Here is a 19,036-nt window from a genome sequence, read left to right as displayed (position 1 = left end):
AGTCACTCCTTTTCCGGCGTGTTCTCCATGGAACGCGGAGGCGGCAGGAAAAGGGCGCGGACCGATTCCGGTCCCCACAGAGTCCACACGGCGAGCGGGATCGCCGCGCAGACGAGCAGCAGGGCCGGCGTGACCCAGCCGGGCAGGTCGGAGAAAGCGCTGAGCACGGCCAGGATCGCGAAGGCGCGGAGTTTCAGCCGGGTCCGGGAAAGGGAGATCGGGATCGGCGGTCCCTCCGCGTCCGATTTCACGCGGCACTTGTCCAGGGGGCGCATCGCGGGGCTCCTCGGTGGGGGTCAGAACAGCATGGTGATCGGCAGGGAGCAGGCGAGCAGGGCGACGACGGCTCCGGCGGTGCCCGCGATCCAGGTGGTGAGCGGGGCGTTGACCAGCGGGCCCATCAGCTTCCTGTCGCGGCAGAAGTAGACGAGCAGGAACAGCGCGACCGGCACGCCGAGGGAGATGACCACCTGGCTGAGCACCAGCATCGCGGTCAGGGACGCGCCGGAGAGCAGCGCGGCGACGGCCGGCGCCATCGTCACCAGCCGGCGGATGTGCACGGGTACCCGCCAGCCGAGGAAGCCCTGCATGACGATGTCGCCGGCGAGCGTCCCGATGCCGGCGGAGGAGACGCCGGAGGAGAGCAGCGCGACGGCGAAGGCGAGGGCGGCGGCGCCGCCGATCCGGGCCGCCAGTTCGGCGTGCGCGGCGACGAGGTCCCCGGTCCAGCCGCCGCTCGTGGCGGCGGCGAGCCCGGCGCCGAGGGCGATCATCGAGACGTTGATGACGGTGGCGACGCCCAGGGCGAGCGAGCAGTCCAGCCGCAGGATCCGGCGGACCAGCGCGGGCTGCCTGCGCGCGTCGGCGGTGGACAGGCCGCGGCCCTGGACCAGGGCCGAATGCAGGTAGACCGCGTGCGGCATGACCGTGGCGCCGACGATCCCCATGGCCAGCAGCAGCGCGCCCTCGCCGCCCAACGTCGGGATCAGCCCGGCGGCGAGCCCGCTCGCGGACTGCTCGCCCACGGCGATGATGTCGTAGCCGACGCCCGCGCCCACCAGCAGCAGGGCCGCGGCGCTCATCAGCTCGAACGGGCGGGTCCGGCCCTTGCGTCGCAGTTCCAGCAGCGCCAGCGACACCACGGCGGTCACCACCGCCGACAGCGCCACCGGCATCCCGAACAGCAGTTGCAGCCCGATCGCCGCGCCGACGAACTCCGCCAGGTCGGTGGCGAGCACCACGATCTCGGCCTGGAGCCACAGCATCCGGTTACCCCACCGGGTGAACCGCCGCCGGCACAGCTGGGACAGGCTCAGGCCGGTGGCCATGCCCAGCTTGGCCGCCTGGAACTGCACGAGGATGGCGACGAGACTGGCCATCACGACCACCCACACGAGTGAGTAGCCGAGGGTGGCGCCCGCCGTGAGGTTGGTGGCGACGTTGCCCGGATCCACGTACGCGATCGCCGCCACGAAGGCCGGCCCCAGCATGGGGGCGATCCTGGTGACGCCGGTACTCTGCCGCGTGCCCCCGGTATCGCGAAGTTCCGCGGCCACGCCGTCGGTGCGCCTGGTGGGGATCACCCACAACGAGATGCGCTTACCCGTCCGCCTGCTCGAACCCGTCGTTTTGTTACGAACGATCACTGGCTTCCCCAAATAGCCCGGCATCCGAAAGATCAGAACTTTTCTGGAGTGCATCACCAGAGTGGGCATGCTGGGTCAGAAATACCCATATAAAGAGGCGGGTGAAACGTAGATCACGATATAAGCGGGTTGTCGAGTCGCGATTTATGCATAAATGCTGATTAATAATCTCAAGGCGGGCTTTTTTCGCAAATACCGGCAAATTAGGGCGAATGGTGAGGCGAACTTCGTGCCTGTGGGAAAGGGGGTGCGGGGATGGTGTCGGGTGGCGGGCCGGGGAGCGGGTTCCTATGTGCGGGAAGGGGCGGGCGGGCATGCGGAGAGGCCGTCTCCGGGTCGTGGAGACGGCCTCGCGGTCAGGGTCAGGGTCAGGGTCAGGGGCGGGGGCGGGGGCAGGGTCAGGCGGCTCGTGTCTTCGAGGTGACCTCCGCCAGGACGTCCGGGCGGTTGGTGATGACGCCGTCCACGCCGTGGCCGATCACGCGTCGCATGACCGCCGGGTCGTCCACGGTCCAGGTGAGGATCTCCATGCCGTTCGCGTGGACCCGCCGGACGTACTCCGCGGTGACATCGGCGTGCGGTGGGTTGATCTGGGCGGCGAAGGAGGCGAGGCCGGGGAGTTGTCCGACCGTGGGCGTGCCGAGCAGGCCGACCGGTACGGTGGGCAGCGCGCGATGGAAGGTGCGCATCGAGTCCCAGTCGAAGGACTGCACGACGAGCCGGCCGGGCCGCAGCCACGCGGAGTGCCGGCGCAGCTCGGCGGCGATGCGGCCCTCGATGCCCTCGTAGAGCTCCGGCGCCTTCACCTCCAGCAGCAGGCCGAGGCCGCCGCCGTTCATGGCGCGCAGCGCGTCGGCGAGCGTGGGCACCGGCTCCCCGGCGAAGTCGCGGCCGAACCAGGAGCCCGCGTCCAGCCTGCGGATCTCGGCCAGGGTGAAGTCGCCGACCCGGTACGGCGACCGGCCGGGGAAGACGTTCTCGACGTTCGTGGTGCGGGCCAGCGTGGTGTCGTGCATCAGGACCAGCTTGTGGTCCCTGGTCTCCTGCACGTCCAGCTCGAACAGGTCGGCGCCCTGGCCGCGCGCCAGTTCGAAGGCGGCGACGGTGTTCTCCGGCGCGTACGCGGACGCCCCCCGGTGGGCGACGTTGACGACCGGGGGCGGCGCCACGGCGGCCGCCTGGGGGACGGTCGCCGCGAGAACCGCGAGCGCGATCGAGGTGATGAGGCCGAGTCGGCGGAACATGGGTCTCCTCTGGCTGTGGGAGGCGGCCTGTGTTCCGAACCTGACTCGGCTGGATGACGCCGAGTTGATGGCCGAGTGGCCGATCGATGCCGGGCAGATGAGCAGTGGCATCGCTCGAATGATGTTCTAGATCTTGCTTCCGGTGAGGGAGGCGGCGATGGGCGGCCCGTGCGGGGGACATGCGTCGGCCCGGCGGCCGTTGTCTGCGCCGGGGAGCGTCAGCGACCGCCGGGCCGGGGCGCCGGGCCGGAGGGAGGGCGGGTCACGCCGCCTTCGCGAGGGACAACTGGGCGGCCTGCGTGGTCTCGTGGATCTCGAAGTGCTTGTCGAGGTTGGTGATCGTCAGCAGGTTGGTGATCATTCCGGGGGTCACCGCCAGGACCAGGCGGCCGTTCGCGTCGCGCACCCGGGTCAGGGTGTTGATGAGGAGCCCGAGGCCGGCCGAGTCGCAGAACGGGACCTTGGTCAGGTCGATCACCAGGCGTGGGGGCCGGTGCGTCGCGAGGACCTCGTCGAGTACCTCCCGCAGTCGCGGTGTGGCCGCGAGATCGAGGTCGCCGTCCGGTTGGATCACCGTGCTCGTTCCTTCGCGCCAGGAGAGGATTTCCATCGCCGTCATCACCTCCTTCCGCCCCGGGCAGGGGTTCCTTCACAGGTACCCCCTCGTGGCGTAAGCATTCCCCCAAAACCGGTTATTACCGACAAATGTTTTGAGTCGCGGTCCGGGCGGTGGGCGTCGCGGTGGGCGTGGCCGCCGCGGAGCCCGGCTCCTTCACCGTCACCTTCTTGGCCCCGGGGTACTCCCGGCCCACGATGACCTCGATCCGGCTGCCCACACTGGCCACCTCGCGGAGCTCCGCGCCGGGCAGCGCGGCGGCCACGGTGGCGGCGGAATCCTCGCGGCCGGGGCCGTACCTGATCACCGTCCTGGCGTAGTCGGTGGTCGCCGTGTCGCCGGGCTCCGCGGGGACCAGGAAGCCCGCCTTGAGCAGGTCGGCCTTCGTCGAGGCGCCGCGGCCGGTGATGCCGGTGCCGTTGAGCACCTTGATCGCGATCCGCTCCGGCGGCACGGTCAGCGGCGTCTCCGAGGGCTTCGGCGACGGCTTCCCGGACGCGGGGGCGGACGGAGGGGCGGACCCGGACGCGGACCCGGACGCGGACCCCGTGGGGGACGGGGCCGGCTTGGCGGTCGGGCCGGTCAGCGGCTCGTCGGCGGCGATGCGGCGGAAGAGCTCCCTGGCAGCGGGCTTGTCCCACAGCACCGCCGACTCCTTGGTGGGCGTGGTGTAGTTCGCGTTGGCCACCGGCACCGTGGCGAAGGAGACGTCGTCGGTCGAGACGTCGCTGAGCTGCCTGGCCAGGCCGATCATGTCGTCCGCGAGCTGGTCGTCCACGGTGAGCGTGCGCAGCGTGGAGTTGACCAGGGCGGTCAGCCGCGCCGGGTTGCCCAGCGTGCCGCCGCTCAGCGCCTGGTTCAGCAGGGCCGAGATGACCTGCTGCTGACGGTCGATGCGGTCGAGGTCGGACCGGGCGGTGGCCCGGGTGCGCGCGTAGGCGAGCGCCTTGACGCCGTCGAGCTCGTAGGTGCCCGGCTGGAGGTCGAGGTCGGTCTTGGAGTCGTTGATCGGCACGGGGGTGCAGACGGAGACGCCGCCGAGCGAGTCGACGACGTCGATGAAGCCCAGCACGTTGATCTCGACGTAGTGGTTGATCTTCAGGCCGGTGACGTTCTGCACGGTGCGCACGGCGAGCTTCGCGCCGCCGAACTGGTAGGCGGAGTTGATCTTGTGGTCGCCCTGGCCGGGGATCGTCACCCAGGTGTCCCTGGGCAGGCTGACCACGGTGACCTTGCTGTGGTCCTCCGACAGGTGCACGACCATCATCGTGTCGGTGCGCTGGCCGGACTCCCTGCCGAGCTTCAGCTGGTTCTGCTGGCGGCGGGTGAGATCGTCGCGCTTGTCCACCCCGACCACCAGGATGTTCAGCGCGCCCCGCGCCTCGGACCCGGCCACCCCGGCGTCCACCTGCCTGATCTGGCCCGCCGCGTAGTTCGGCAGCGCCCACGAGGCGCACGCGCCCGCCAGCACGACCGTGGACAGCGAGCCCGCGAGGAGCAGCCGGCCACGTCGGGCCCGGGCGCCGCGGGCTGCCTTGGAGCCGCGCCGGGAGGTCAGCCGGACGCCGCCGTAGGCGTCGCCGCCCACGTGCACCGCCGAGTCGTCCTCCGGCTTCCGCATACCCACCCTCCCACCGCAGTTCACCGGCCGATGTCGAGAAGGTTGCCGTCACCGCCCGCTCGTACAGTAGCGTGAGCGCAGCCATGAAGCAGTTCCCCGACTCGCATGCGCAGACCGCCTCTTCGAGCACTTCAGCCTCGAAGACCCGTGTCTGGCCCCCCGTCTCTGTCGTCATGCCCGTGCTCAACGAGGAGCGCCACCTCCGTGAGGCGGTGCGGCAGGTCCTCGCCCAGGCGTACGAAGGCCCGATCGAGGTGGTCCTCGCCATCGGTCCCTCGCGCGACCGCACCCAGGAGGTCGCCGACGCGCTCGCCGCGGAGGACCCGCGGGTGCGGGTGGTCGCCAACCCCACGGGCCGCACCCCGAACGCGCTGAACGCCGCGATCGGGGCGTCCTCCTCCGACATCGTCGCCCGTGTGGACGGCCACGCCCTGCTCCCCGCCGACTACCTGAAGGTGGCGGTGGAGACCCTGGAGCAGACCGGCGCCGACAACGTGGGCGGGATCATGGCCGCCGAGGGGGTGACCCCCTTCGAGAAGGCCGTGGCCTGCGCGATGACCTCCAAGCTCGGCGTCGGCGGCGCGCGCTTCCACACCGGCGGACAGGCCGGCCCGTCCGACACCGTCTACCTCGGCGTGTTCCGCCGCTCGGCGCTCGACCGGGTGGGCGGCTACGACGAGCACTTCCAGCGCGCCCAGGACTGGGAGATGAACCACCGGATCCGGGAGACCGGCGGCCTGGTCTGGTTCGAGCCGCGGATGCGGGTCACCTACCGGCCGCGCCCCGACCTGCGGGCCCTCGCCAGGCAGTACTTCCACTACGGTCGCTGGCGCAGGGTGGTGGGCAGGACCCACCAGGGCACGATCAACCTGCGCTACCTGGCGCCGCCCGCCGCGGTGGTCGCGATGCTGCTCGGCCTGGTGGTCTCGCCGTTCTTCTGGCCCGGCCTGCTGATCCCCGCCGGCTACGTGGCGGGCGTGCTCGCCGGGTCGGTGCTCACCGGCCGCGGCCTGCCCGCCGCCGCCCTGGTACGGCTGCCGCTCGCCTATGCTGCCATGCACGTCGCCTGGGGATGGGGGTTCCTCACCAGCCCGGCGAAACTCAGCAAGACCCGTTGACGGTCAGTGTGGCCCGGCGACCCGTCCCGTGAAACCGGACGCCAGCACGCCCAGCGCCGCCGCCGCGCCCTGCTCGGCGCGGACGCAGTTGACCCGCACGCCCTCGCCCGCCCACTCCCGGGCGAGCTCGCGGGTCAGCTCGCCGAGCGCCGCGACGGTGGCCGCGTACAGCGCGTGCGGGCCGGCGGGCGGGGAACCGGTCTGGAACAGCAAGTGCCCCCCGGTCTCGCGCAGGTGACCGAGCGCGGCGCGCGCCACGTGCACCGAGCCGAGCAGGTTGACGCCCACCACCTCGGCGACGGTGGCCTCCTCGGCCTCGGCGAGCGGGCCCATGTGCCGCACCTCGGCCGCGCTCACCACGTAGTCGATCCGGCCGGTCTCCTTGGCCGCCTGGTCCAGCGCGTCGGTCACGGCGGTCGCGTCCGCGACGTGCACGGTCCCGTGCGCCCGGGAGTGGGTGTAGACCCGGGCGCCGTGCTCCGCGGCCAGCTCGGCCAGCTCGGCGGCGGCGCCGTACCCGCCGAAGACCACGACGGTGCGCCCGGCCAGCGCCTCCCGGTAGTCCATGAACCGGGTCGTCTCCGGCGACAGCCGGAGCAGCGTCTCCGCCACGGCCAGGTCGGCCGGATGGGTGATCTTGATGTTGAGCTCGCTGCCCGGCACGAGGTGGATCGGCACCTCCGGCAGGTAACGGCGGACCACCCCGCAGTCGTCGGTGGCCGGCCGGTCGCCGAAGGCGGGGTCGGCGAGCGCCCGCTCGTAGGCCTCGCGGATCACCGACAGCCGGAAGCACTGCGGCGTCTGGCTGCGGCGCAGCGCCGCCCGCTCGGGCACGTCGCCGATCACCTCGCCGTGCGGCCCGGCCTGCGCCACCAGCACGGTGTCGGAGCTGGGCACGGCCACGTTGACCGCCCGGTGGTCGCGCAGCGCCTCGACGCACTCGGTGATGATCCTCGGCTCCACCAGCGGTCGCGCGGCGTCGTGCAGCAGCACGTCGCACTCGCGCGCCCCGATCGCCGAGAGCGCCCGCCACGTCGTCTCGGTACGGCTGGCGCCGCCCTCCAGCACCATGCGCACCTTGGCGAAGCCGTTGCGCGCGACGAGCTCCTCCACCTCGCCGGTGAAACCGGGAGTCATCAGCACGATGATGTCGTCGATCTCGGGGGCCCGCTCGAAGGCGTCCACGGCGCGCTCCAGGATCGTCCTGCCGGAGATCTCGAGCAACTGCTTGGGCAGGTCGTGACCGAGGCGCTGTCCGACGCCGCCGGCGAGGATCACGCCGACGGTGGGCAGGCGGGGTTCGGGTGCGGCCAAAATCGGTGTCCTCCGTTAAGGGATCGCCCAGCGGGACGGCCGGTCCGGACGGGATATTCCGAGCGTAGCGGTCTTGGCACGGCACCACCCGATCGCCGGGGAAACGTCTCGGCGCACCCGTGATATTCGGTCAACATCTCGCTACGCTGGGTGCGCGCTTCCCGTTCGTACGGCGATCCCGACGCGAAGGAGCAAGCCGCTTGCCGGATACCTCGGGTCCCAAGGCCCCCCAAACGGCGGCCGTGGTGCTGGCGACGACGCCCGCAGCCCGGCTCGCCTGCGCAGAAGGCACCATCCTGGAACGACTGACCGCGCAGCTCGACGGTCTCTTCGTGCTCGACCTGCACGTCGTAGCCCGCACCGCGGTGGCCGCCGGTCCGCGGCCGGTCGAGGCCGCCAGGGGCCTGGTGGAGGACCTGCGCGCCGTCGCCAAGACGGCCGCCGCGGCCTCCGGCCCCGTCGCGGTGCTGCCCGGCGACATCGTCGCGCACACCGACGCCCTCGCCGCGCTGCTCGACCACCCGGCGCGCGACACCGGCGCGCTCGTCGCGGTGGGGGAGCCCGCCGGGCCGCTCCGCCCGCCGGTGCGGGCGCAGGACGGCCGGGTGGCGGAGGCGGGCACCTCCTTCCACCGCGTCACCGAGGCCAACGCCGCCTTCTGCGGGGTGCTCCAGGTCGGCGAGGCCCACCTGGGCAGCCTCGCCAGGGTCGCCGAGGAGCTCGCCGAGCACGTCGGCGCGGGCGCCTTCGGCCCGGTGAGCGGCGCCGAGGTGGGCGACCTGCTCCTCGTCGGGCTGGTGCGCTCGGGCGTCCCGGTCCGCGCGGTGCCGCTCGGCAGGCTGCACTGCGACCGGGTGACCGGGCAGGCGAGCGCCGACGACGCCGTCCGCCGCCTCGCCGGGGTGGACGAGTCCGCCGTGCGGCTGGACGCCGCGATCAAGTCCGACGACGGCTTCGTCAGCACCTTCCTGGTCAGCTCCTGGTCCCGGCACCTCGTACGGCTGGCCGCGCGGCTCTCCCTGACCCCCAACGCCGTCACCGGGATCTCGCTCGGCCTGGCCTTCCTCGCCGCGGTCTGGTTCTCCGCCGGCACCAGGGGGGCCATGATGTTCGGGGCCGCGCTGCTGTGCCTGTCGTTCGTGCTCGACTGCGTGGACGGCCAGCTCGCCCGCTACAGCCGCGCCTTCTCACCGCTCGGCGCCTGGCTGGACGCCACGGCCGACCGGGCCAAGGAGTACATGGCCTATCTGGGGCTGGCGATCGGCTACGCCGCCTGGCATCCGCACACCGGCGCCGGGCCGTACGACCTGTGGAACGGCGGGCCGCACGGGATCTGGGCGCTGGCCGTGGCCGCGCTGGTGCTCCAGACGTTGCGGCACGCGATCGACTTCTCCTTCCGCGCGTCCCGCGAGGACGCGGGGAAGGTCGGCGCGGCCTGGGGGACGGCCTGGGCGCGGACGCCGCGCTCGCTGCTGCTGCCCGACGACCCGCCGGCGCGCGCGGCGCCCGCCGGGGGCGGCGTGGTGGGCCTGTCCCGCCGCCTGGAAGGGCGCCAGGCGAGCCGCTGGCTGAAGAAGATCATCGTGTTGCCGATCGGCGAGCGGATGGCCCTGATCGCCGTCACGGCCGCGTTCTTCGACGCGCGGATCACCTTCCTCGCCCTGCTGCTGTGGGGCGGCGTGGCCGCGGCCTACACCGTCACGGGACGCATAGCGAGATCCCTGGCGTGAGCGGGGCGCGGCGGTTCGGCGAGGGCTGGTGAGGGGAGGCGGGTGAAATAGTGATCTCTGTGCAGATGACTCCGGTTCCGCAGAGCACGCTGGTGGCCTATCGCGACGACGGGGTGCTCTCCCGGGGGATGGGCCTGCTGGTGGCGGGGCAGCTTCCGCCGCTGCCCCCCGCGCTGGCGGGCGCCTTCGTGACCGCGATCCTGCTGCTGGTCGGCGTCGCGGGCACCGAGGGGCTCGCGGTCTTCGCGCCGGCCGTCGCGCTGCTGCTGTCCGGGCCGGGCAGCTCGCACCTGCACGACGGGCGGCTGGACTGGCTGGTGCCGCCGATCCTGCGGCTCATCGAGTACGTTTTCATCGCGTCGGTGGGATTCGCCCACGAGGTGCCGCCGGTGATCGTGTTCATGCTGCTGGGCGCGATGGCGTTCCACCATTACGACGTGGTCTACCGGGTCCGCCAGCGGGTCTACCCGCCGGCCTGGCTGGCCACCGCCGGCCTGGGCTGGGACGGCCGGATGCTGCTCGTCGCGCTCGGCGGGCTGGTCGGCTGGGTGACCGCGGTCTTCGTGCTGCTCGCGCTCTATCTGTGGTGCCTCTTCGGCTGGGAGAGCCTCACCACCTGGCTGGCGGCCCCGCGCAGCGGGGTGGATGCGGCCGATCTCGGCGCCGAAGATTGATGCGATCCCACCCCCAGGCCAACGGGCGATTACACGATCACGACCAGAAGGCAACTAACCTTTGGGCCTACGAAGTCACACTCGGACGAGGAGTGCACGTTGCTGGGAATGGTGCTGGCCGCTGGGGCCGGCAGACGTCTGCGGCCGTATACCGACACACTGCCCAAGGCGCTCGTGCCGGTCGACGGGGACACCACGATCATGGACATCTCGCTGCGCAACCTCGCCGCGGTGGATCTTCGTGACATCGTGATCATCGTCGGTTACCAGGCGCAGGCCGTACACGATCGCAAGGCCGAGTTCGAGCGCAGGTACGGCGTGCGGCTGACCCTCGTGCACAACGACAAGGCCGAGGAGTGGAACAACGCCTACTCCCTGTGGTGCGCCCGCGACCACTTCGCCGAGGGCGCGCTGCTGGTCAACGGCGACACCGTGCACCCGGAGTCGGTGGAGAAGACGCTGCTGGCCGCGCCCGCCACCAGCGACATCCTCCTCGCGGTGGACAACGTGAAGCCGCTGGCCGACGAGGAGATGAAGGTGACGCTCTCCGCCGAGGGCCACCTGGACCGCATCACGAAGCTCATGGACCCGGCGCTGGCCTACGGCGAGTACATCGGCGCCACCCTGATCCGCCCCGCCGCCGCCGAGCGGCTGGCCGACGCGCTGCGCGCGACCTTCGAGCGCGACCCCCAGCTCTACTACGAGGACGGCTACGCCGAGATGGTCGCGCGTGGCGAGCAGATCGCCGTCGCCCCCATCGGCGAGGTGGCGTGGGTCGAGGTCGACAACCACGATGACCTGGCCAAGGCCAGGGAGATTGCATGCCGATACTAGCCAGAATGCTGCCCGCCCCCCTGCGGATGGAGGTGCGCCGGGGGGCCATCGCGCAGCTCGGCTCGCTGCTCGCCGACAGCCGGGTGGCGACCTCGGGCCGGGTGGCCGTGGCCGTCGGCACCGCCCAGGGTGACAAGATCGCGTCGGTGATCGCGCCCACCCTGGGCGAGGCCCAGCTCTTCCGGGTGCCCGACGGCTCGGTCGACGCCGCCGTCTCGCTCGGCGCCGACCTGCGCAAGGGCGCCTACGAGGCGGTCGTCGGCATCGGCGGCGGCAAGACCATCGACGCGACCAAGTACGCGGCGTCGCTGGCCGGCATCCCGATGGTGGCCGTGGCCACCAACCTCTCGCACGACGGCATCTGCTCGCCGGTGGCCTCGCTCGTGCACGAGGGCGGCAAGGGCTCCTTCGGCGTGCCCATGCCACTGGCGATCATGGTCGATCTCGACTTCGTGCACGACGCGCCGTCCTCCCTGGTCAGGGCGGGCGTCGGCGACGTGGTGAGCAACCTGTCGGCGATCGAGGACTGGCAGCTCGGCGCGGCCGAGCGGGGCGAGCCGATCGACGGCCTCGCCTGCTCGATGGCCCGGACCGCCGCGGAGGCGGTGATCGGCCGGTCCGATTCCATCGAAAGCGACGCGTTCCTCACCGTTCTGGCCGAGGCTTTGGTCCTTTCGGGTATGTCGATGGTCATCGCAGGGTCATCTCGTCCGTCGAGTGGCGGCGACCATGAGATCCTGCATGCCGTGGATCAGCTCTTTCCCGGCACGTCCAACCACGGCGAGCTCGCCGGCATCGGCGCTGCCTTCTGTTTCTTCCTGCGGAAGGACGAGCCGCGTCTCACCCAGGTGACCGACTGCCTGCGCCGGCACGAGTTGCCGGTGTCGCCCGGCGACGTCGGGCTGACCGCCGAGCAGTTCACCGAGGCCGTGATGCTGGCGCCCGCCACGCGTCCGGGCCGTTACACGATCCTGGAGCACCTGCGGTTGTCGGAGTCCGAGGCACGGGAGCGGGTGGAGGACTATGTCCGGGCCGTCGGTCGCTGAGATCCGGGCGGTCGCCCAGCCGCAGAGCACGATGGATCGCCGCAGCGGCGAGCACTGGGCGGGTCTGCTCTACATGCGCAGGCTCTCGGTCTACGTGACCTGGGCGCTCGCCAAGACGCCGATCACCCCCAACCAGGCCACCGGCCTGATGATCCTGTGCGGCGTGCTGGCCGGTGTGGTGCTCGCGCTGCCCGGCCTCGCGGCGGCGGTCGGCGCGGCCCTGCTGGTGCAGGTCTACCTGCTGCTCGACTGCTCCGACGGCGAGCTGGCCAGGTGGACCGGCCGCACCTCGATCACCGGGGTGTACCTCGACCGGGTCGGCCACTACTTCGCCGAGGCGGCGCTGCTGATCGGCCTGGGCTTCCGCGCCTCGGAGACCCTGCCCGACTGGTACACCGTGCTCGGGTTCACCGCCGCGCTGGGCGCGATCCTGATCAAGGCGGAGACCGACCTGGTGGACGTGGCGCGGGCCCGTTCCGGGCTGATCGCGGCTACCGAGGCGTCCGCCGGGCAGTTCCGGTCGCGCGGGCTCGGCCTGGCCCGCAAGGCCGCCGCGGCGTTGCAGTTCCACCGGATCGTCCAGGCGGTGGAGCTGTCCCTGCTGGTGGTGCTCGCCGCGATCCTCGACCTGATGGTCGGCGGGCAGGCGGTCACCCGGGTGCTGGTGGTGGCGTGCGCGGTCGTCGCCGTCGTCCAGCTCATCCTGCACCTCGTCAGCATTCTGGCCTCCCGGCGGCTGTCATGAGGAACCAATCGCGGGGTTTGCGCGTCGTATGGGTCAGTGGTGGACACCTACTGTTCGGTGGGGGTTTGCCTGGAGTTCCGATACCCTTATTTCCCGGTAAAACAGGAACAGGGCGGTCGGACGTCTTGCCCGGCGATGCAGACTCGGTGATCATGAAAGTACGCTCCGCAGCTACGAATCACGCGTCGGGGCGATGACGCGTTGAAGATCTCGTGCGTCATCCTCACCATGGGCAACCGGGTAGCCGAGCTGGACCGGGCGGTCGAATCCGCCCTGACCCAGGACGACGGCGACATCGAGGTGGTCATCGTCGGAAACGGCGCCGACGTGCCTCCGCTGTCGGCTCAGCCGCTGCCCGGTTCCGATGTCAAGATCGTGCGGTTGTCGCACAACAGCGGCATTCCCGCCGGCCGCAACCGCGGCGTCGAGGAGTGCTCGGGGGACGTCGTCCTCTTCCTCGACGACGACGGCTGGTATGCCAACACCAAGCTCGCGTCGCACGTGCGGGAGCGGTTCGCCACCGAGCCGGACCTCGCCGTGATCAGCTTCCGGGTGATGGACCCCGACGGAGGCGTCGGGCAGCGCAGGCACGTCCCGCGGCTGCGCGCCGGCGATCCGGAGCGCTCGTCGCCGGTCACCACCTTCCTCGGCGGCGCCTGCGCGATCCGCCGCTCCGCCTTCCTCCAGGTCGGCGGCCTGCCCGAGCGCTTCTTCTACGCGCACGAGGAGACCGACCTGGCCTGGCGGCTGCTCGGTGAGGGCTACCGCATCGAGTACGACGCCGAGACGGTCATGTACCACCCGCAGGTGCCGCCCACCAGGCACGCCGACTTCTACCGTCTCAACGCCCGCAACCGGGTGTGGCTCGCCAGGCGCAACCTGCCCTGGCCGCTCGCCGCGCTCTACCTGCTCGACTGGATGGTCCTCACCCTGCTCCGCGAGCGTTCCGGCCTGGCCCTGCGCGCCTGGTTCAAGGGCTTCTCCGAAGGCCTGCGCGAGCCCGCCGGCGAGCGCCGCGCGATGGCCTGGCGCACCGCCTGGCGGATGCTCCGCCTCGGCCGCCCGCCCATCGTCTAGCGCTCCCGGTTCCCGCCGGGGGCCGGTCAGTGTTCCAGAGGTTGCTCGGTGGCGTCGCCGAAGGACATGGCGGCGTGCGCGACGGTGACGGTGAGCAGGGCGTGCTTGGGCAGGCCCAGCTCGCTCAGCTCCTTGGCGATCGGGTGGTTGCCCAGCCGGATCAGCGCGCCGCCCGGCCGTACCCTGACCCCGCGCGGGGAGACCGACCACGACGTGCGGCGGGTGACGCCGTCGCGCTGGGTGAAGGCGTCGAGCGGCGCGAGCGCGCCGCGCGCCGGGAGCGGGATGCCCGGGCGCAGCAGCAGGTCCAGCACCAGGCGGCCGTCCTTGCGCAGGATGCACCGCTTGAACGGCGAGCGGAGCCGCAGGTCGATCTCGGCGAGTTCCTTGGGGAAGCCCCAGATCGTCCGCCCGGCCTCCAGCGTGAAGTCCTGGTCCACCGGCAGCCAGTGCACGAAGGCGCCCGCCCCCACCCGCCGGATGTCCGACAGCAGCGCCGGCAGGCCACGGCGGCCCGGCGCGCGGGCCGCGCCCGGCGGGCGCATCAGGAACCCCATCCCGAACTCGTGGTAGGCGTCGAGGTCGGAGTCGGCGTACTTGACGAACACCAGTGCGCAGAGCGCCTTACCGGGGAGCACCTCGGTGACGTCCAGCCCCGAGTAGGCCATCACCGCCCGGGCCGCGTCGGCCCGCACGAGGTAGGCGGCGCCGCCGAAGGCGGCATCCCTGACCTGCACCGGCGTGCTCACGGTGCGTCCCTGGATCACATGCCTTGCCATGTGTCCTAGTGAATCAATCCCAGGCCGCCCGCGTCACCGTCCCCCCGGGTCAAACCGGCAGGACGCGACGCGGCCGGGCGGGCACCCCGGTGGTGGCGGTGGCCCACTCCTCCAGTTGTGCCACGAACTCGGCGGCCTGGTCGGGCCAGTTGTAGTGGTTGAGCGCCTCGGCGTAGCCCCTGGCGCCCATCGCGGCCCGCCGTTCGGGGTCCTCCCGCAGCCGCAGGACGGCCTGCGCGACGGCCTCCACGTCACCGAAGGGGACGATGGTGCCGCAGTCCACCCGGCCCACCATCGAGGCGGCCAGCGGCAGCGGCGTGGTGATCACCGGCACCCCCCTGGCCATGTACTCGATCACCTTGGTGGGCAGCGACTGCCGGTAGTTGGGCACGTCGTGCAGCAGGGAGAGCCCGGCGAGGGCGCCCTCCGCCATCCGCAGGGCGTGCCGGTTGGGCACGTAGCCGTACCAGTCGAGCACGCCCTCGCGCTGGGCGTCGCGCAGCATCGGCCGGATGGCCACGTCGGCGGCGCCGATGAGGTCGGTCCTGACGCCGTGCGGGGCGAGCCTCCTGGCCAGTTCGATCAGCTCGGCGGCGCCCCGGGCGGCGGAGAGGTGGCCGACGTAGACGACCCGGTCGGCGCCGGAGGGCTTCGGCGGCGCCGGCGGCACGTAGGTGGTGTTCCTGACCACCGGGTGCCGCCGGGTGAAGCGGTCCTGGTAGGCGTCCTCGGCGAGGATCAGGTGCATCCGGCGCTCGGCGTGCGCCTCGGCCCAGCGGATCAGCGGCGGCATGACGACCCGCATCCCCTCCGGCAGGTAACCCTTCGCGCCGAGGGCGCCGGCGGTGTCCTCGTGCACGTCCCACACCATGGGCGGGTGGTGGCGCCCGGAGGGCAGCGCGAGCAGCAGCTCGATGTCGTGCACGATGATGAGATCGGATTCCTTGGCGGCGCGCCTGAGCGCCTTCCTGGCGGCGCTCAGCGCCCGCCTCCGGCGGCGGCCGACGGCCCTCGGCACGTCGACGGCCCGCAGCCCGGGGGCGGGGGTCACGTTGCAGTGGGTGAACGGGGCGATGTACGTCACCTCGTGCCCGGCATCAAGGAGGGCTCGGATCTGCCGGTGCATGATCCGGGCGTCCTCCGGATGGTGAACGATCGTCCCGACACATACCCTCATGCCAGAATGCTGAGCGCCTATCCCGTCAAACGCGGAGTCCCCAAGTAAATGACGGGGTAATTACCGCTGAACATCACTGTTTCGCGCTACGCCGGTAGAGCCACGTCAGCCGGGGCTCCAGCATCCATTTGAACGCGGTGCGCGTGATCGGCATGCACAGCAGGATCGCCAGGGCGAAGCAGCTCGCCGAGATGGCCAGGGCGCCCAGCGGGCCGTACAGCCAGGGGAAATCGAGCCAGCCCTGGTCCTTGGCGATCAGGACGGGCACGCCGTGCAGCAGGTAGGCGTAGAGGGTCCGGGTGCCGAGGTCGGAGTACCAGGTCTCCTTGCGCGGCACCAGCGCGAGGACGGCGGCGGTCATGGCGAGCGCGGCGACCAGCAGCCCCATCCGGGTGGACAGCCCCATCCACCACGACATGTCCATCGCGGCGTAGCTGTTCTTGTAGTAGAACGGCGCCAGGCTCTGGCCCGGGGCGATGAGGATGGCGACGGCCGCCGCGCCGGCCAGCGTGACCACCCCGAGGATCTTCACCCAGGTGCGGTTGAGCATCTCGAAGTGCTCGGGCTTGAGCATCAGGCCCAGCACGTAGAACGGCAGCAGCCCGAAGAACCGGTCGATGCTGAAATCGCCGGAGATCTCGGAGAAACCGGCGGCGAGATAAATGACCACCGCGACCAGCAAAGGCTGCTTCATTCGCGTCCACAGCGGCGTGGAGATCCGCCACAGGAAGAGCGCCAGCAGATACCAGTTGAGCCAGGCCGGGTCGGTGATGGTCAGGCTCCATTTCTGGCCCAGCGCGAAGCGGAGCACGGCATAACCGACCTCCACCACGGCGAAGGGCACCAGGAGCGTGTCCACCAATTTGTTGATCTTGGCGTTGGAGTGCCAGAAGTTACGGCTCAGGTAACCGCTGATCAGTACGAACGCCGGCATGTGGAAGACGTAGACGAAGATGTAGAGCGACCGCGCGGAGTCGGCCGCCAGGGTCGGCACCAGCGAGTGCCCGATCGGCACCAACGCGATCAGCACGAACTTGACGTTGTCCAGGTAGGGGTCGCGCCGCCGCCTCGGCGCCGGGGCGGCCGGCTCCTGCCGCCGCGCCGTCTCCGGCCGCTCCGCCGTCTCCACCGCGGCCCCCCGCGTGCCGGGCCGGTCGCCGCGCTCCCGTCCCGCCTCCTCCGGCGTCCGTTCCCCCCAGGCGGCCCCCTGCCGCTCGCCAGGGGGCTGGGGAGGCGGCCAGGCGGCCGGTCCCTCCTTCCCTGCGGCTGGGGGCGACGCGGGCGCGCCAGGGGCGCCGTCACTCCGCGGGCCCGGGATCTGGAAGGGGGAACGGGTCTCACTCACGAGGGAACGCTCGGCTATCTGTTGGAAACAGTGGGCTACCGGGCATCGGCACAGGGCGTCCGGGTAGACGCCCGGCGGCTCGGGGCGGAACGCCCGGCGGATCTTCTCAGCCTAACGGGGGATGGATCAGAAGTCGCGGCCAAGTGAACAAAGGGCGGCGCATCCGGCACCGGCCGGATGCGCCGCGATCGCGCGAACCTACTGGCAGACGTTGGTCTTGGAGTCGACCACGTTGTCCTTGAGCTCGTCCGGGATCTTGACGGGCGCGGACACGCCCTCCCAGTCGCTGCCGATGACGAGCTGGATGACCGGAGTGCCGCCGGCGGCCGGCTGGGCCGGGGTGGCGGGGGCGGTGGGGACGGCGGGCTGCCCGGCCGCGCCTCCCACGACGTACGGCTGCACCGTGGCCGGCTTGATCTTGCCGGAGGCCGGCGTGACCTTCTTGATCAGCTTGCCGGCGACGGGGGCGGCGTAGTCGGCGCCGTCCGCCGCGTTCTTCGGGAAGAGGAGCCTGGTCTTGGCCTGGTCGCCGCCGGTGAGGGGGGCGTTGCCGATCTCGGTGACGGTGAAGCCCTGCTCGGTGAGCGCGTCGGCGACCGTCTGGGCCCGGCCCGACACGCTGGTGCCGTTGATCACCTGGATCTGCACCTGCGCGGGCTTGATCGCGGGCTTGGCGGGCGCGGAGGAGGAGGACGCCGCCGCCGAGGGCTTGGGGGTCGAGGTGGGAGTGACCTCGATGTCGCTGCGGATCCGGTCGAAGAGCTGGGTGGCCTGCGGCTCCTTCCAGATGACCCGGTTGGGGTTCTCAGGCCAGGGCGCCCAGGGGATCGTCACGAACTTCACGCCGCTGGAGGTCAGCGCCCTGGCGCTCTGCGCGATCTGGATCAGCGTCTCGGTGTTGTTGGCGAGCTGGGGGTCCATCTTGACCGACGCCGTCGCGGCCCGGATGAAGCCGATCAGCTTGGTGGGATCGGTGATCAGGTCGCTGCTGGTGGCCTTCTTGACCACCTGGGACAGGAAGACCTGCTGCCGCTTGATCCGATCGATGTCGCTGCCGTTGCCGTAGTGGCGCAGCCGCACGTAGCCGAGCGCGGCCTCACCCCGCAGGTTGTGCCAGCCGGCGTCGAGCTTCAGCTTGGACGCCTTGTCGTCGACCGGCTCCTTCAGGCAGACCCGGATGCCGTCCAGCGCGTTGACGATGTTCTTGAAGCCGGTGAAGTCGACCTCGACGAAATGGTCGATCCGGATCTTGGTGAGGCTCTCCAGCGTCTTGACCGTGCAGGCGATGCCGCCCTCGTTGTACGCGGCGTTGATCATCTCCGTCCGCGGGGCGAGCTGGGTGCCGTTGTCCGCCACGCAGGAGGGGATCTGCACCATCGAGTCGCGCGGGAAGCTGATCAGTGTCGCGTTGTCCCGGTTGGGGGAGATGTGCATGAGGATCATCGTGTCGGTGCGCTTGCCGGCGTTGGCCATCTTCTGGCCGTACCTCAGGTTGTCGCCCTCACGGGTGTCGGAGCCGACGAGCAGCACGTTGAGCGCGCCGGTGGCGTTGACCGGGCGGTTGTTGCCGAGCTTGCCCTCGATGTCCTCGGTCTCCACGCCGCTCAGCAGGGAGCGGTAGAACGTGTAGCCGGTGAGGGTGCCGGCCACCATGAGACCGGTCAGCGCGATGCTGCCCCAGGCGAGCACCCGCATCTTGCCGCCGCCGCCGTCGCCGTCCTTGCGGCGGCGGCCCTTCGGCGGGTCGTCGTAGGGCGGCTCGGCGAACTGCGGCTCCGGGGCCTCGGGCGCCTGCCCGCGGCGCGGCGGCCGGGGACGCTCGCCCGGCCTCGGCGGGTCCTCGTAGAAGCTGCGCTCGACCCGCTGGTCCATGCCGGAGCCCGCGCCGCGCCCGGCAGCCCTCCCGGGGGCGCGCTCCTCCGTGGGCAGGTCGCGGTGCGCGCGGCGGGAGCCGCGCCGGCCTGTCTCAGGCCCCGCCGGAGACACCCGCTGATCCTGAACCGCGCCATGCCTGCGCTCGCTCATAGGGCCTCCTCCGCCGACCCCGCGCGCGGCGTGGCGCCTGGTTCA

The 19,036-nt window shown here is 71.5% G+C and carries 17 protein-coding genes; 7 read left to right on the top strand and 10 right to left on the bottom strand.

Translation table 11 applies throughout. The features are described 5' to 3' along the window. Positions 1-2: 2 nt before the first annotated feature. The 5 genes from QSK26_RS02595 to QSK26_RS02575 all read right to left on the bottom strand — a co-directional run bounded on the left by QSK26_RS02595 (position 3) and on the right by QSK26_RS02575 (position 5,127). Positions 3-275, bottom strand: a complete 273-nt coding sequence (locus tag QSK26_RS02595) for a hypothetical protein (protein ID WP_285773289.1) — start codon at positions 273-275, stop codon at positions 3-5. Positions 276-296: 21 nt separating this feature from the next. Beyond that, positions 297-1,490 carry an Nramp family divalent metal transporter gene (locus QSK26_RS02590; RefSeq protein WP_285773288.1) on the bottom strand — a complete coding sequence of 398 codons (1,194 nt, stop codon included), beginning with the start codon at positions 1,488-1,490 and terminating at the stop codon, positions 297-299. Positions 1,491-2,044: 554 nt separating this feature from the next. Beyond that, positions 2,045-2,890, bottom strand: a complete 846-nt coding sequence (locus tag QSK26_RS02585; protein WP_285773287.1) for a glycerophosphodiester phosphodiesterase — start codon at positions 2,888-2,890, stop codon at positions 2,045-2,047. A 262-nt stretch (positions 2,891-3,152) separates the two neighbouring features. Then, entirely contained in the window at positions 3,153-3,509 is a 357-nt protein-coding gene (locus tag QSK26_RS02580; protein ID WP_285773286.1) for an STAS domain-containing protein, read from the bottom strand. Between the two features lie 76 nt (positions 3,510-3,585). Then, positions 3,586-5,127 (bottom strand): LCP family protein, encoded by a 1,542-nt coding sequence (locus QSK26_RS02575; protein WP_285773285.1) that lies wholly within the window; start codon positions 5,125-5,127, stop codon positions 3,586-3,588. A gap of 83 nt (positions 5,128-5,210) precedes the next feature. On the opposite strand from QSK26_RS02575, the gene QSK26_RS02570 reads away from it, so the two are divergent. Further along, complete coding sequence (locus QSK26_RS02570) at positions 5,211-6,245, top strand: glycosyltransferase family 2 protein (protein WP_285773531.1); 1,035 nt, start codon at positions 5,211-5,213, stop codon at positions 6,243-6,245. Between the two features lie 3 nt (positions 6,246-6,248). Here QSK26_RS02570 and QSK26_RS02565 read toward each other — a convergent pair whose 3' ends face one another. Continuing rightward, complete coding sequence (locus QSK26_RS02565; RefSeq protein ID WP_285773284.1) at positions 6,249-7,559, bottom strand: bifunctional cytidylyltransferase/SDR family oxidoreductase; 1,311 nt, start codon at positions 7,557-7,559, stop codon at positions 6,249-6,251. Positions 7,560-7,759: 200 nt separating this feature from the next. Between QSK26_RS02565 and QSK26_RS02560 the strand changes: the two genes are divergently transcribed. From QSK26_RS02560 to QSK26_RS02535, 6 genes are all read left to right on the top strand, one after another. After that, positions 7,760-9,289, top strand: a complete 1,530-nt coding sequence (locus tag QSK26_RS02560) for a CDP-alcohol phosphatidyltransferase family protein (protein ID WP_285773283.1) — start codon at positions 7,760-7,762, stop codon at positions 9,287-9,289. A gap of 65 nt (positions 9,290-9,354) precedes the next feature. Further along, on the top strand, positions 9,355-9,963 hold the full coding sequence (locus QSK26_RS02555; RefSeq protein ID WP_285773282.1) for a DUF5941 domain-containing protein: 609 nt from the start codon (positions 9,355-9,357) through the stop codon (positions 9,961-9,963). Positions 9,964-10,062: 99 nt separating this feature from the next. After that, on the top strand, positions 10,063-10,797 hold the full coding sequence (locus tag QSK26_RS02550) for a phosphocholine cytidylyltransferase family protein (RefSeq protein WP_285773281.1): 735 nt from the start codon (positions 10,063-10,065) through the stop codon (positions 10,795-10,797). A gap of 5 nt (positions 10,798-10,802) precedes the next feature. Further along, positions 10,803-11,843: an iron-containing alcohol dehydrogenase family protein gene (locus tag QSK26_RS02545; RefSeq protein WP_285773530.1), complete on the top strand. Its 1,041-nt coding sequence runs from the start codon at positions 10,803-10,805 to the stop codon at positions 11,841-11,843. Continuing rightward, positions 11,821-12,588, top strand: coding sequence for a CDP-alcohol phosphatidyltransferase family protein (locus tag QSK26_RS02540; RefSeq protein WP_285773280.1), 768 nt, complete (start codon positions 11,821-11,823; stop codon positions 12,586-12,588). Before QSK26_RS02545 ends, QSK26_RS02540 begins: the two co-directional genes overlap by 23 nt. 201 nt (positions 12,589-12,789) lie before the next feature. Next, positions 12,790-13,665, top strand: coding sequence for a glycosyltransferase family 2 protein (locus tag QSK26_RS02535; RefSeq protein ID WP_285773279.1), 876 nt, complete (start codon positions 12,790-12,792; stop codon positions 13,663-13,665). 26 nt (positions 13,666-13,691) lie between these two features. Here the strand turns inward: QSK26_RS02535 and QSK26_RS02530 are convergent, their stop codons facing one another. The 4 genes from QSK26_RS02530 to QSK26_RS02515 all read right to left on the bottom strand — a co-directional run bounded on the left by QSK26_RS02530 (position 13,692) and on the right by QSK26_RS02515 (position 18,991). Continuing rightward, complete coding sequence (locus QSK26_RS02530; RefSeq protein WP_285773278.1) at positions 13,692-14,444, bottom strand: acetoacetate decarboxylase family protein; 753 nt, start codon at positions 14,442-14,444, stop codon at positions 13,692-13,694. Between the two features lie 49 nt (positions 14,445-14,493). Then, the gene (locus tag QSK26_RS02525; protein WP_285773277.1) at positions 14,494-15,621 is read right to left on the bottom strand and encodes a glycosyltransferase; all 1,128 of its coding nucleotides are present in this window, start codon (positions 15,619-15,621) and stop codon (positions 14,494-14,496) included. Positions 15,622-15,694: 73 nt separating this feature from the next. Then, positions 15,695-16,966, bottom strand: a complete 1,272-nt coding sequence (locus tag QSK26_RS02520; protein WP_285773276.1) for an acyltransferase family protein — start codon at positions 16,964-16,966, stop codon at positions 15,695-15,697. Positions 16,967-17,164: 198 nt separating this feature from the next. Further along, on the bottom strand, positions 17,165-18,991 hold the full coding sequence (locus tag QSK26_RS02515; protein WP_285773275.1) for an LCP family protein: 1,827 nt from the start codon (positions 18,989-18,991) through the stop codon (positions 17,165-17,167). Positions 18,992-19,036 lie beyond the last annotated feature (45 nt).

This window comes from Microtetraspora sp. NBRC 13810 (assembly GCF_030268685.1).
Lineage (GTDB): Bacteria > Actinomycetota > Actinomycetes > Streptosporangiales > Streptosporangiaceae > BSRQ01.
The sequence above is the reverse complement of the archived record's forward strand: the minus strand, read 5'-3'. Positions and strand labels throughout refer to the sequence as shown.